9 protein-coding genes are annotated in these 14,294 nt (G+C 38.2%); 7 read left to right on the top strand and 2 right to left on the bottom strand.

Annotated features, from left to right (window positions below):
• The first annotated feature begins 1 nt into the window (after position 1).
• Genes opp3C through ABC255_RS00825 form a run of 3 tightly spaced genes read left to right on the top strand, consistent with a single transcriptional unit; the run spans position 2 to position 3,163 of the window.
• Complete coding sequence (gene opp3C, locus ABC255_RS00815; RefSeq protein WP_412990923.1) at positions 2-1,156, top strand: oligopeptide ABC transporter permease; 1,155 nt, start codon at positions 2-4, stop codon at positions 1,154-1,156.
• Positions 1,157-1,175: 19 nt separating this feature from the next.
• Complete coding sequence (locus ABC255_RS00820; protein ID WP_412990924.1) at positions 1,176-2,231, top strand: ABC transporter ATP-binding protein; 1,056 nt, start codon at positions 1,176-1,178, stop codon at positions 2,229-2,231.
• A complete protein-coding gene (locus ABC255_RS00825) occupies positions 2,228-3,163 on the top strand; it encodes an ABC transporter ATP-binding protein (RefSeq protein WP_412990925.1) in 936 nt (311 codons plus the stop codon). The genes ABC255_RS00820 and ABC255_RS00825 overlap by 4 nt, the downstream gene beginning before the upstream one ends.
• A 49-nt stretch (positions 3,164-3,212) precedes the next feature.
• On the opposite strand, the gene ilvA is transcribed toward ABC255_RS00825, so the two are convergent.
• Positions 3,213-4,385, bottom strand: coding sequence for a threonine ammonia-lyase (gene ilvA, locus ABC255_RS00830; protein ID WP_412998435.1), 1,173 nt, complete (start codon positions 4,383-4,385; stop codon positions 3,213-3,215).
• Positions 4,386-4,700: 315 nt separating this feature from the next.
• On the opposite strand from ilvA, the gene ABC255_RS00835 reads away from it, so the two are divergent.
• On the top strand, positions 4,701-6,827 hold the full coding sequence (locus tag ABC255_RS00835) for a peptidase M6 (protein WP_412990926.1): 2,127 nt from the start codon (positions 4,701-4,703) through the stop codon (positions 6,825-6,827).
• Positions 6,828-6,943: 116 nt separating this feature from the next.
• On the opposite strand, the gene ABC255_RS00840 is transcribed toward ABC255_RS00835, so the two are convergent.
• Entirely contained in the window at positions 6,944-9,316 is a 2,373-nt protein-coding gene (locus ABC255_RS00840; RefSeq protein ID WP_412990927.1) for an immune inhibitor A domain-containing protein, read from the bottom strand.
• 552 nt (positions 9,317-9,868) lie between these two features.
• Here ABC255_RS00840 and lepB point away from each other — a divergent pair.
• From lepB to ABC255_RS00855, 3 genes are all read left to right on the top strand, one after another.
• Positions 9,869-10,417: a signal peptidase I gene (gene lepB / locus ABC255_RS00845; protein WP_412990928.1), complete on the top strand. Its 549-nt coding sequence runs from the start codon at positions 9,869-9,871 to the stop codon at positions 10,415-10,417.
• A gap of 220 nt (positions 10,418-10,637) precedes the next feature.
• On the top strand, positions 10,638-12,134 hold the full coding sequence (locus tag ABC255_RS00850; RefSeq protein WP_412990929.1) for an LPXTG cell wall anchor domain-containing protein: 1,497 nt from the start codon (positions 10,638-10,640) through the stop codon (positions 12,132-12,134).
• A gap of 271 nt (positions 12,135-12,405) precedes the next feature.
• Entirely contained in the window at positions 12,406-14,199 is a 1,794-nt protein-coding gene (locus tag ABC255_RS00855; protein WP_412990930.1) for a hypothetical protein, read from the top strand.
• The last annotated feature ends 95 nt before the right edge of the window (positions 14,200-14,294 follow it).

A 14,294-nucleotide genomic window follows, 5' to 3' on the forward strand; every position in this document is an offset into this window, starting at 1 on the left:
AATGGATAAAAACAACCTTAATAATATACCAAAAGATTTATTTGTTCCTCTTGTACGTAAAGAGGATACGAGTGAAAAAATATCTGCTCCAAGCAGAACGTTTTTTCAGGATGCGAAAAGAACACTTTTAGGTAATAAGCCTGCTGTTTTCAGTATGATTCTTATTCTGTTTATTATTATTATGAGTATTATTGGTCCATGGATGAACGATTTTGGCTCAGATGAACAGGATTTAAAAAGAGCAAAAATGCCTCCACGTGTACCAGTTCTAGAGAATGTCTCTTGGCTTGGTATGGATGGTACTTTATCTGGAAAGTTCCAAGGTAAAGATGTTCAACAGGCTACGGCCAAGGCGAATGCAAGATTTGATAATAAAGAAGAGTTTCTTGATATCAAAGTCCTTAATAAAGGTGACGGCACTAGAAATTCTGCCGAAGTTGAAGCAACATTTCGTATTTATGAAGCAAAAGATATGAAAGACACCTATTTTTGGTTTGGTAGCGATGCTTTAGGCCGTGATCAATGGACAAGGCTTTGGGAAGGTACAAGGGTTTCTTTAATCATTGCTTTTGTTGCCGCAGTACTTGACCTTGTAATTGGGGTTTCTTATGGTGGGATTTCTGCCTTTTATGGCGGAAGAGTCGACAATGTCATGCAGCGTATTGCTGAGATTTTAGTCGGTATCCCGAACCTAGTTATCATTCTATTAATGATGCTCGTTCTTAAGCCAGGTATTATTTCGATTGTTATTGCATTATCAATCACTGGCTGGATTGGTATGTCCCGGATTGTCCGTGGTGAAGTATTAAAGCTGAAAAACCAAGAGTTTGTTTTAGCTTCAAGAACATTAGGGACTTCTAATGGAACCATCATTAGAAAACACTTAGTTCCAAATATCAGTGGTATTATCATTATTAACACGATGTTTTCAGTGCCAGGAGCGATCTTTTTTGAGGCATTCCTAAGCTTTATTGGACTAGGTATTGTTCCTCCAGATGCTTCACTAGGATCTTTAATTGACCTTGGGTTTGATAACCTCAGACTTTATCCATACATGCTTGTGTTCCCGGCAATTGTAATTTCAGTACTTATGATTGCATTTAATATTGTTGGTGATGGTCTGAGAGATGCATTTGATCCTAAAATGCATAAATAAGAAGGTAGGTGTTCAATAAATGAGTAAATTATTAGAAGTCAAAGATTTAAAAGTATCATTTAACACCTACAATGGTGAAGTGCATGCTGTTCGAGGTGTTACCTTTGATTTAAATAAAGGTGAAACATTGGCAATAGTAGGGGAATCTGGATCCGGGAAGTCAGTAACCTCTAATGCGATTATGAGACTCCTTCCAGAGCCTCATGGATATATTAAAGAAGGTCAAATCCTTCTTGAGGGTGTAGACCTGGCAAAGAAAACAGGCAAGGAAATGCAAAAAATTCGCGGGAAAGACATTTCGATGGTTTTCCAAGATCCTATGTCGTCTCTAAACCCGACGATGAAAATTGGAAACCAGATCATGGAAGGTCTAATCAAGCACCAAAATATGAGCAAGCAAGAAGCAAGAAAAACAGCTCTTGAACTTCTAACTCTTGTTGGAATTCCAAGACCTGATGTACGTATAGACCAATATCCTCATCAATTTTCAGGCGGTATGCGTCAGCGTGTGGTTGTAGCGATTGCTTTAGCATGTAATCCCAAAATCCTAATCGCAGACGAACCAACGACTGCACTTGACGTAACCATTCAGGCTCAAATCTTAGAGTTGATGAAGAGTATTCAACAAAAAACAGATAGTGCGATTATTTTTATTACGCATGACCTCGGTGTTGTAGCAAACGTGGCAGACCGCGTAGCGGTAATGTATGCTGGGAAAATTGTAGAAATAGGAACAGTAGATGATATTTTCTACAATCCTAAGCACCCATATACGTGGGGATTGATCGGTTCCATGCCAACATTGGATAGCAGTGACGAAGAGCTTTTCGCTATCCCTGGAAGCCCGCCTAACATGCTTACTCCTCCTGTAGGGGATGCCTTTGCTCCAAGAAATCAATTTGCTTTAGAAATTGATACTGTTATGGAACCGCCGATGTTTAAGGTTTCTGATACACATTATGCAGCAACCTGGCTGCTGCACCCAGATGCGCCTAAAATTGAGCCGCCTGATGCTGTTAAGCACAGGATGCAAGGTTTTGCTCAAACAGGTACTAAAGGCGGTGGAAAACGGTGACAAGAGAAAAATTACTTGAAGTAAAAAACTTACAAAAACATTTTGCTGTAGGAAAAAAGAATACCATCAAGGCTGTTGATGGTGTTAGTTTTGACGTATTTAAAGGTGAAACCTTTGGTCTAGTTGGGGAGTCTGGTTGCGGAAAGTCTACAACTGGCAGAACCATCATCAGACTTTATGATGCAACGGGCGGCGAAGTTAAATTTGCTGGTGAGGATGTTCACGGCAGGAAAAATAAGTCCCAACTGCTTAAATTTAATCGAAAAATGCAAATGATCTTCCAAGATCCTTCTTCATCCTTAAATCCTAGAATGACGGTATTAGATATCATTGCTGAGGGTCTAGACGTCCACAAACTAGTGAAAAACGATGCTGAGCGCAAAGCAAAAGTTGAAGAATTACTAGAAGCGGTAGGTCTAAACAAAGAGCATGCTACTCGTTTTCCACATGAATTCAGCGGCGGGCAAAGACAGCGGATTGGTATCGCTAGAGCCCTAGCAGTTGATCCGGAGTTTATCATTGCCGACGAGCCTATCTCTGCATTGGACGTGTCTATTCAAGCACAGGTAGTCAATCTGCTTAAGAAACTTCAAAAAGAACGTGGATTAACGTACTTGTTTATTGCTCATGACCTTTCAATGGTAAAATATATTTCTGACCGCATTGGTGTTATGTATATGGGTAACTTGGTAGAATTAGCGGAAAGTGATGAATTATACAACAATCCTATTCATCCTTATACAAAATCATTGTTATCTGCTATTCCTCTTCCAGATCCAAGATACGAGCGCACTCGTAAACGTATGCCCTATGATCCAACTGTACATGACACAGACGGGGAGTTTGAGCTAAGAGAAGTTACACCAGGTCATTTTGTACGTTGTACAACAAAGGAATTTGAAAGATACCAAAATGAGCAAAAAAATAAATAAACAGTAGTAAGGAAAGAGTGTTGACGGAATCAACACTCTTTTCTTATGGCTAAAAATAGGTCATTTCCACACTTGCATTACTTTCTTTTAGAACTTTATAGAGCATTTCAATATGTTCGTTGTTTTTTGTTTCTACCGATATTTCCAGACCTGCATATCCTGGATATATATTTTTACCCATTCGATTGAGATTAACAGATTGAATGTTTGCATCTAAATCGGTAAGAGAGCTCAAAACCTTTTGAAGTTCACCTGGTTTATCCTTAAGGGTGATGGTGAAAATAGCATAGCGTCCTGACTCAACTAAGCCGCGTTCAATGATTCTTGAAATAAAATTCATATCAACATTACCGCCGCTTAAAATGGCCACTACTTTCTTTTCTTTCACGTTTACTTTCTCATATAAAAGTGATGATAGCGAACATGCCCCAGAGCCTTCTACCAACAGTTTGTTTCTTTCTAAAAGCATGAGCATCGTTCTAGCAATTTCCATTTCATCAACACAATAAATATCATCTACATATTTTTGAACGATTTCAAAGGGCCTTAGCCCAGGTTTCTTAACGGCTATTCCATCTGCCATTGTTGGCGTTGATTCTACCATTACAGGTTTGTTTTCAATTAATGACTGTTTCATACTAGGACAGGCCTCTGTCTGAACGCCATAAACAGCTATATTTGGGTTTTTCTCCTTTACCGCCATTGCAACTCCTGCAATTAGACCGCCGCCTCCTACAGGGCAAATAATAGCTTCTACGTCTGGAAGTTGATCCAGTATCTCCAATCCTACTGTACCTTGTCCGGCAATGATGGCTTCATCGTCAAAGGCATGTATAAAGGTGGCATTCCTTTGCTCTTTAAGTTCTAAGGCATAGGCGAGAGCATCATCAAAGGTAGCCCCTTCTAAGAGGACCTCAGCGCCATATTGTTTAGTAGCCAGCACTTTACTAAGGGGTGCTCCCTTTGGCATCACAATCGTACATTTTACTCCAAGCATTTGGCTTGAATAAGCAACCCCTTGTGCATGATTGCCAGCAGAAGCAGCTACAACCCCTTTTTTCAGCTCATCCTGTGAAAGGGAAATGAGCTTATTATAAGACCCTCTCACTTTAAAGGAGCCCGTTTTTTGGAGGTTTTCAAGTTTTAAATATATTTCATTATGAGCTAGCTTACTGAAGGTTTTAGAGTAATCCAGAGGCGTCATATGGACAATTCCCTTCATCTTCTCCCGTGCAATGATAATATCATCTACATTCACATTTTTTCCTCCTGTTTACATAGTTTTTATTAGGATGTGCTCTAAAAAGTAAACTATGAATATTTCCGGGAAATAATCCTAATATAGAAATTTGGTACTTTTGTCGGAGTGGTAATAATATGAATATCATGTTTTTAGGAAAAAAGAGGCACGGTTGAGTTTGGTAAAATTGAATCCTTAGAAATAGTTGTTTGCATCTAATTATCTATATATTCTAAAAATTTACTATGTTACTATTATTTGGAAAACACAATAGAGATAAAAGGGAGGAACCAGAAGTTGAAAAGGAAAAAAATATTATCAATTCTATCAACTGGTGCATTAGCTTTATCACTTTTTGCTCCATTATCAGCCAATGACTCAAAAGCAGCGGCAGCAGAAGCAACGGCACCGAAATGGGATGTAGAGCGTTATGGAGATCGAGTAGATATTGATGGTCAACTAAATCTACTAAGTAACGATTCTTCATACATAAAGCAGGCTGAAAAGAAGATTGCTGAACAGGCCGCACAGATTAATTTTAATGAAACACCCCCAACTGCAGGCGCATCGGCCAATAGTACTTTTACATACATTGGGCCAACCAAACAATTCTTAGATAGGAACTTGAAGTTCAAACCATTTACGCTTCGAAGCGTGGGTGAAAATGTTGAAATTTGGGTAGCTAATGACCTTGCATTTCCTGAAGGAGATCCACGCCCAGCACATGTTGTAACACAGGAACAAGTAGATAAATTACGCGATGAATTTGATAATAATATTTACCCGAAGGCTACAGAATTCTTTGGGACACCTGATGTCCATGATGGATCAAAATCACCACTTTCTGGAGGAAATGTTCCAACTGGATACTATGAGGGAAGCGATAAAGTTATCATGTTAGTAGATAATATACAAGATGACAATTATAAGGACCCTACTTATCCATTCTTTGTTGCAGGTTTCTTCTGGCAAACACTAGAAAACTATATCGACAGAAATATTATCACGATTGATACAAATAGCTGGGATACTCGTTTAGAGTCTACATTCTTTGGAACAACGATTCATGAGTTACAGCATTTAATTCATGCTGACAACGATGGTGCTGAAGAAACATGGTTAAATGAAGGAATGTCCACTTTCTCTGAATATCTTGGCGGGTATGGACACGATGATAGCTCTATCAACTTCTACTTAGATCATCCTGAAAATTCATTGGTGAATTGGGATGAACACCGTGTAACACAAACAGGTCCTGAGACGATTGCAGACTATGGTCAAGTATATTTATTTACGTTATACATGAATGACAAATTCGGTCGTGAATTTATTCGTGATTTAGCCTTAAATGAAACTCAAGGCTTAAGCAGTGTAAACGAAGTTTTAAAAGCGCATGGTTCAGATCTTGATTTTACTCAACTATATCAAAACTTTATTACAGCTTTAACACTTGATTCCGATAGAGTCGGTAATGGGGTGTATAATTTTGACAGCATTGACCTTCGCGACTTAAAAGTTGATAGTGCTGGTACAAAACGTGGTAAGACGGTAGACTTTGAAAAAGCAGTAACATATCAAAAGGAAGGCGTTCCAGCATGGGGCGGTGATTTTAAGGAATTAGACTTCCAGGATAAAATTAGAAGTATAAGCTTTGAAGGTGTAGATTTCTTAGGTACTCCTTGGAAATCAGTGGCAGATCCAAAAGACGCTTCAAATAAAGTATTATGGGGTGGAAATGGAGACGAGGCGGATAATGCTTTAATTCTTGAAGCTGATTTATCTAAAGTTGATGCAGCAACATTAAAGTTTAATAATTTAATAGATATTGAAGAAAATTGGGATTTTGGTGTTGTTCAAGTTTCAAAGGATAACGGTCAGACTTGGACCAGCCTTGCTAATGAAAATACAAGCAGTGATATTGTAGAAGAAGGCTATCCTAAAATTAAAGAAAATGTACCTGGATTTACAGGAACATATGCTAATTGGCAGGAAGAAAGATTTGATTTAAGTGAATATACTGGTCAAAAGGTACTATTATCATTCCGTTACTTAACTGACTGGGGTACAACACAAGCAGGATGGTATGTAGATAATATTGAAATCCCAGAAATCAGCTTTAGCAATGATGGAAGCTCTACAGACAGCTTTAAGTCATTCCAAGAGTTAGCAGGACAGTATGTAAACTATACTGTAACTTTTATCAACGAAAAAGAAGTTGGTAATAAAAAGGGTGCAAAAACGAATTACAAGGTAATTACAGTTGATCCGTTCAATGTAACTGAAGAGGATGCATTAACTCTAAGACAGTTATTCAAAGATGGAAAGAACTATATGATTACTTCTTATGCAGCACCTGCAGATGATAAAAATCCAGTAGAGTTTTCTTATGAAGTTAACCTAAAAAAGGCTAACCCAAAGAAATAGGTAAACGAAAAAAGAGACCAAATAATATTCCAAGAGGGACCATTATTGGTCTCTTTTTTGATTCAAATAAATGCCTCCGGAAAAACTCCGGAGACATCTGCGTTACATATTCAATTTTATTTAAAAATTAACACTTTACCAACAGTACCATCAGAACTTTCACCAATAACACGGAACTTTAACCCGTATTTTGGTACATTACGACCTGAGTCAACTAAACCAGGATTACTGTAATCTACACTGTCATCGAATAGTGGGTTAAGTTGAGTATAGTTATCTGTCATGGTAAATTGACCTGGATAATTAATAAACATATTATCTGCTTTGGTTAGACTGAAAGCAGCATCATGGACTTGGTAGCGAGTTGAAGCAAGAGCCTTATCGCTCCAAGAAAGTGTATGTTGATCTGCGTCGACAACTCCTAAAAACCCATCACCAGGATGCATTCCAGTCCAGTTTTCACCATAGGTTTCATCAACATACCAAACAACTAATCCTGAGTTATAGCTCATTAAGCTAGCACCACGGCGAATATGTGCTAAACCAGCGTCAACACCATTGTGTGATCTCCATTCTAATAGGTAATAGTGAGTACCTATAGTTTTACCACTATCCTTTTTAAAGCCATTAAAAGTAAATTTAGAATCTCCTTCAGCGCCATCAAAGAATACTTCGCTTCCATTTGCAGTCACTTTTATATTGTCAACAAAGAAGCCCTCTAAATTAGCACCCCAATCTGACATAGAACGGAATTGAAGTTTAATATTTTGTCCAGCGTATTCGCTTATATTAATTGTTTCATGTAGCCAGCCATTACTTGAGCCTGTATAACCTGGTAGATTTTCTTTAATCGCAGGATACCCACCTTCAACTAAAGAGGACCTCGTATTCGGAGTTGATAAGGATTTCCATGAAGTACCACCATCTGTTGATATTTGGACCATAGCAAAATCCCAATCTTCTTCAATATTGTACCAAGCATCGAAATCAAGTGTAGCAGTAGACGCTGCCGTTAAGTCAACTGAAGCTACCATGGTGTGATCTGCTTCATCACCTTTACCGCCATGATATTCAAAATTACCATCCTTTGGAGTGTTTATGACGGTTACCTTATCTGGTAAATCAATCCGTACTGCATCATTATTAGTACCTTTGGAGTTTGCCTGGTCAAGAAGGATTTCTGTACCTTTACTAGTCACTTTATTACCATCGATGGTTGTTCCCGTTAACCAGTTACTTCCGAGCATAGAGGCTTGTAAGAATTCCCTTGCAAATGGACTAAACCCAGTTGGTTCTGTTCCAGCAACATCACCTGCCCAGCTGCCGCTTGACATAATGGACCAATACTCTATAGGTTCACCGGCACCAGAGTAGATGGTATCATATTCGTCAGGAAGACCAAGGTCATGACCGTACTCATGAGCAAATACACCTGCTGCACCGTCTGCTGGTTCAATTGTATAGTCATAGGCAGCCATATTTCCTCCCCAGTAACGTACATCTGCTTTCGTACGAGGAAGTGTTGTCACAGCTCCAAGATCCCACCGGTGGGACCATATGGCATCAGGTCCTAAGGATCCTCCACCTGCTTCTTCACCAACACTAGAATGAACAATCATTAAATGATCAATTAATCCATCTGGCTCACGGAGATTTCCATCTCCATCCAAGTCATAACGGTCTTCTTTATCATAATTTTTTAGATTTACAATTTTGTCATTTGCAACAGCTAATAGTGCCTCTTTAACAAGCCCACGGGCATTTTTATCATTATCACTGGAATCATTTCCTCCATAGTAAGCAGCAGGTTGGGAGGCTTTATACCATCCCGCAACCTGACCATCAATGCTATAGCTGCCACCGGATTGTTGTTCGTAATATTGTTTAACCGATATTAGAGTTTGACCATTAGGTCCTTTATATCCATTTGCACCAAAAATCATATCTTCATAATGTTGTTTTGTATAGTCTTCATAGAACATATCTGTTTCTTCTGATTTAATACTACCAGCAGGGAAATCAGGATATTCTATAAGTAAAACTAAGACATTATCTTTTCTTTGACCTCCATTCCAAGCCTCTTCCATAACTGGTTTAACTATATTTGTTTGCCCCAACTTATTACCTTTTCCACTAACTAAGCCTGTATTTGCGAGGTTATCTTTTAAAGTACTTTGTAATTCCTTTTCGTGCTTATGGAGTTCACCAGTTTCCTTTGATGCACCCGCAGCTTTATTTTTTAGATATTTTTGTAATGCTTTTTCTGCCTCTGCAGGTGTGGCATTTTTATTAATAGTACCGTTTTTCTTTAGCATTTCTATTAATCTCTCATCATTTGCAATTCCTAGGTCGACCGGAGCACCTGATGATGTTATTTTTGTAGATAAATCGTTAGCCTTTACACTTGGTGAAAATGAAGCAACATTAAACAAACCTAGACCTAAAGATACTGTAAGTGCAGTGGATAGTATTTTTCTCTTCTTCTTCATATAGAACCTCCCTTTTCTATTTATACTCTTAACCCACCGGTCAGTATGTATAGATCCCCCCTTACTTATTTTAGAATCTACTATTCTTAAAAAGATTCGAGTCCCTAAGAAAATAGCAGTGTATTATGATGATATACTCTAGTTTGAATATTGTAAATATTTAATTTATTTACTACAAAAATAGAAGAAATATCTAAAAATATGACAACAGTCTTCGTAGATAAATGGGGTGATTTTACAAAAAACATCAAAGTTTTAGTGGGAATTTGACAAAAAACCTGAGCCCAAAGGGGACTCAGGTTTTTCCTATTCCAGAGTCAGCTGGAGGAGCGCTGTAGCCATTCTAGAAGTAGTAGGAACCAGTATGAACATTTGGAGTAGTCCTTATTTATTATCCAATAACTTACATTTTTTTGATTACTGCTAGGGTAATTTGTTTAATTATGTCTGTTGAATTTTGTTGGGATTTATTTAGAAAAAATAAAAAGGTATTATTAATTTTTTAGAGAATCTGTGCTTACTAGATATTTATGAAAGTTGGTGAAAGATAATATGAGATCAACAGAAAGTGAAAAAGTAGAAAATAATACGGTCACTGCTGGGAAGAAGAACGGCATAAAGGAAATGATAAAATTTATAGCGGGTTTGTTCGTTGTTTATATTATCGTCTCTAATACAATTGGTACTACAAAGGTTATTGGTCATTCAATGGATCGTACACTAAAGGATGGAAGTTTTTTGTTTATTAATAAACTATCCACTTTTTTCTCCAAACCTTCTCATGGAGATGTTGTAATTATTAAAGAAGAAGACCTTCGTATTGTTAAGCGGGTAATAGGTATCCCTGGAGATACTGTTTCTATTCAAGGAGGTGTTCTTTATATTAATAATGAACCTGTCCCTGAAAATTATGTTCTAGGGACGTCGAATGATATGAGTCCTGTTACTGTGGAAAAGGGAGAAGTTTTCATAATGGGTGATAATCGAGCACCGGGAGAGAGTTTAGATAGCAGGGATCCTAAAATGGGGACCATTTCTGTAGAACATATCGAAGGGTATGCGGTTGTTTCCTTATATCCTTTTTATACGATTAAGAAATAATAGCCCCTTTTTTTAGGGGTTTTTGTTTTGATATCTGTTTGTTCTTTAAAAAATACAAATAATGAAAAATTGAGAAAACAGAAGATATTTTCAATATAATGAACAAAAATTGTGCTTTATTAAGAAATATGATGGAATTCAGTCTTTTATTTATTTTGACACGTTCGATATAATGAACACATCGAATGAAATAAAGATAAATTGGAAGGAGGGAATAAAGATGCTAAAAAAGGTTTTACTTACTTTCTTATTGATTCATTCAGCTACAGTGGGATTAAATACTGCATACGCAGAGGAACCTATTGTACATAACGAAGAATTGGCTGGTCAAACGTCAGAAAATTTGACATCACCATTAGTAGAAACATCCGCGGAGGAACCGGCTGTAGTATTTGAAGATAGTCAGGAGGTAACGACCCCTGAAAATGTAAATCAAGATCAGTCAACAGACCAAAAAGTAACACAAGGTCAGGATATTAAAGGCGATAATGGAGATCCAGAACAAGATCAAACAGCCGATATCAATGTTTGCCAAGAACAAAGTGTCAGTGCATCTATTTCCTGCGAAGACAAAATTGAAACTGGTTCTGAAGCACAAGGAGAGCAGGAACAAACAACCAGCGTAGAAACAGGTCAAGTACAGAATGTCGATTCAATTGGCTCCGTTAAAGCTGAACAAAAACAGGGTACAAATATTGATTCGAAGCAAAGCCAAGAAATGTCTTTACCTGAAGGACAAAGTGTTTCACAGAGTCAGGGCACAAATGCTGTAACGGACCAAAACCAAACGGCTATTGCAGAGAATCAAGCTGATATTTCTCAGGGACAAGGCACTGATATCGTGGTTTCCCAAAAACAAGAGCTTGCTTCAAAAGAGGATAAGCAAAGGCAAGAAACGACAATAGATGCAGACCAAGCACAAGTATTGAGTACTTCCGGTTCTTCTAAAATGGAACAAACCCAATCAGCGGAAGTCAGCGGCTATATCGTTGATGCTTTAAAGCAAGCTGTTGAAGTAGGAGTAAAAGTAACAACAAAAAATTACTTAGAAGTAATTAAAGACACCACCTCACATATGGTGAAATTTATCCAGGAAATCTTTGTCAACGATGAGTTAGTGGACGTGATCGATGATTCCTATGCATTAGTAGGAACTGACACACATGTAAAGATGACAAATTATGAGAAACAATATGACTGGGGAAGCCTCGTTGTAGGGAATTCTGCATCTATTTTCTTTAGTGAGTCATTAGAAAAATATACATCTACTATGAATAGTTTCTTAACTCTTGTGTTTGGCCTCGGTCATTCTGGTAATGGTGGTTCAGAAAATCCAGATCCAGTGAACCCAGATCCAATAGACCCAGATCCAGTGAACCCAGATCCAGTGAACCCAGATCCAGTAGACCCAGACCCGATTACCCCAGATCCAGTAGATCCAGGTCTGGAAAACCCTGATCCTGTAACTCCTGATCCAGTGGTTCCAGCTACAAGTGAAAATACACCACCAGTAACAGCTGAAAACCCTGTAACAACAGCACCAGTGGTCGAAACAGTACAAAAACCAGCAGAACCAATTAAAGTAGAAACTGTTGTAGTTGCCAAAAAAGGAAATGAACTTCCTGATACGGCTACTGGCACCTATAATTATTTAGTATTAGGAATGCTTTTAACTGTAGGCGGTATCGTTTTCTTGTTCCAAAGAAGAAGATCTTAATCACGTCATATTCCTAAAAAGTGTTAATGAGGGCATGGTCTTCATTAACACTTTTTTTGGGTTTGTTTTATTCTCGATTGAGAACTATTATGTTCTTATAATAAAACGAAATTGTAAGAAAAACAGAGGATGACCTCAATAACGAACGTAAATTTACTGCTATATAGAAAAAATGGCTGTTTTTCAGGTTTTTAAACCTTATGAATATTTCGTATACTAACGGTGGAAGTTTTTCCAAAATTAGTTAATTATGTGGAGGTAGGTAGTCATTATGAAGAATTACAAAGAAGTAAAAAATGTGCTTAACTGGAAAAAGATTTTAAGCGTAGGAGCGGTAGCAGGAATGATTTTTGGATCAACCTCTGCTTTTGCAGCAAAGGGAGTTTCACAAGATCAAAATGTGAATGACTATAAATATGCAAACCATGTTGCATTTGGAGCATTAATTGGTCAAAATCAAGCTGCACATGATATTTCATTCGTAGGTCAAGGGGCTGTAGGCTCTAAATGGTCAGACCAAACCCAAAACGCTTTTAAAGGTACCATACAGCTTCAGGGAGCTGCGGGCAAATTATTAGGTCAAAATCAAAGTTCAGCAAATGGAACAAGCCAACAACAAAATGTTTACTGGGATAAAGGATCAGACCAAACACAAACATCTGTAAACCTTGCTGGTCAATTACAAGGTGCTCTAGGATTATTAATTGGTCAAAATCAAGCATCACAAAATTTAGGTCTTCAAGCTCAACAAGCCGCAGGTAAACATAATGACCAATCTCAAACAAGTGTCAATGGAAACCTTCAAGGTCAATTAGCTGGTGGTGCTCTAATAGGTCAAAATCAAGATGCATTTAATGGATCTATTCAAGATCAACAAACTGCCGGAAAGGGTAATGATCAAACTCAAGGCAATGGAAATATTAATCTTCAAGGCCAAGCAGCTGTAGGCGCACTAATTGGCCAGTCACAAGGTGCTTATAACGAAGCCGAACAAGGCCAAGTTGCAACTGGTGCTTATAACGACCAAAATCAAGGTGCTGGCACAATTACAGCACAAGGCCAATTAGCTGCTGGAGTATTAATTGGTCAATCACAAGAAGCTGGTAATAGCTCACAACAGCTTGCTACAACTGATGGTTATAAAAATGACCAAAATCAAGCTGTAGTTGGCGGTACAGCACAAGGCCAATTAGCTGTAGGTGGATTAATTGGTCAATCACAATCTTCTGGTAATGGTACTGTTCAAGGTGCTACTTCTGAAGGTGCAAAAAATGACCAAACTCAAGTATCTGCTTCTGGTACACTTCAAGGCCAAGCTGCTGCTGGAGTAGGTGTAGGTCAAGAGCAAGCTTCTTCAAATGATACAACTCAAGTATCAGATGTTGATGGATATAAAAATGATGTTGTTCAAGTGGGTGTCAATGGCACTGCTCAAGGTCAGCTAGGCGGATCTGGTGCAGAACAAGCTCAAGATTCATCTAATACTACTACTCAAGGTGCAGCTACTGAAGGTAAGTATAATGACCAAGTGCAAGTAGCAGCTAATGGAACAACTCAAGGTCAAGTAGGTGAAAATGCTGATCAAGAACAATCTTCAACAAATACAACTGATCAAGGTGCTGCTTCTGAAGGTAAAGGTAATGACCAGGTACAAGTGGCTGCTAACGGTACTGATCAATCACAAACAGGTGAATGTGATGTAGATCAAGACCAATCTTCTACTAACACAACAGCTCAAGGCGCTGATGCTGATGGTAAAAACAACGAACAAGCACAGGTAGCTACAAATGCGACTGAGCAAACACAAGGTGGAGCAGAGGGTGCTGATCAGTCTCAAACAGCAACAACTGATAGTGCACAAGGCGCTACTGCAGTTGGTGCTAATAACGAGCAAGCTCAAGCCGCTGCGACTGAAACTCAACAGGTTCAAGCTGGTTCAGGAAATGTAACACAAACTCAAAATTCTAGCAGCGTTTCAAATCAATTGGCTGCAGCTTTTGGTGCAGGCATCAGCCAAGGCCAATCTTCTAGCTCTACTGTAGTTCAAGCACAATCTGCTAACTAATAGTATAAGTGATAGTGAATTCAGCTCCATCTGGTGTTCTGCTGGATGGAGCTTTCTGTTTTATAATATGCAAAATACAAGCTTAAATAAACTAG

Source organism: Neobacillus canaveralius (genome assembly GCF_047237705.1).
GTDB lineage: Bacteria > Bacillota > Bacilli > Bacillales > Cytobacillaceae > Neobacillus > Neobacillus niacini_K.

Excerpts from the sequence above, each read along its gene's own strand:
- opp3C (WP_412990923.1), top strand. The coding sequence starts at position 2 with ATGGATAAAAACAACCTTAATAATATACCAAAAGATTTATTTGTTCCT.
- ABC255_RS00820 (WP_412990924.1), top strand. The coding sequence starts at position 1,176 with ATGAGTAAATTATTAGAAGTCAAAGATTTAAAAGTATCATTTAACACC.
- ilvA (WP_412998435.1), bottom strand. The coding sequence starts at position 4,385 with ATGAAGGGAATTGTCCATATGACGCCTCTGGATTACTCTAAAACCTTC.
- ABC255_RS00840 (WP_412990927.1), bottom strand. The coding sequence starts at position 9,316 with ATGAAGAAGAAGAGAAAAATACTATCCACTGCACTTACAGTATCTTTA.
- lepB (WP_412990928.1), top strand. The coding sequence starts at position 9,869 with ATGAGATCAACAGAAAGTGAAAAAGTAGAAAATAATACGGTCACTGCT.
- ABC255_RS00850 (WP_412990929.1), top strand. The coding sequence starts at position 10,638 with ATGCTAAAAAAGGTTTTACTTACTTTCTTATTGATTCATTCAGCTACA.
- ABC255_RS00855 (WP_412990930.1), top strand. The coding sequence starts at position 12,406 with ATGAAGAATTACAAAGAAGTAAAAAATGTGCTTAACTGGAAAAAGATT.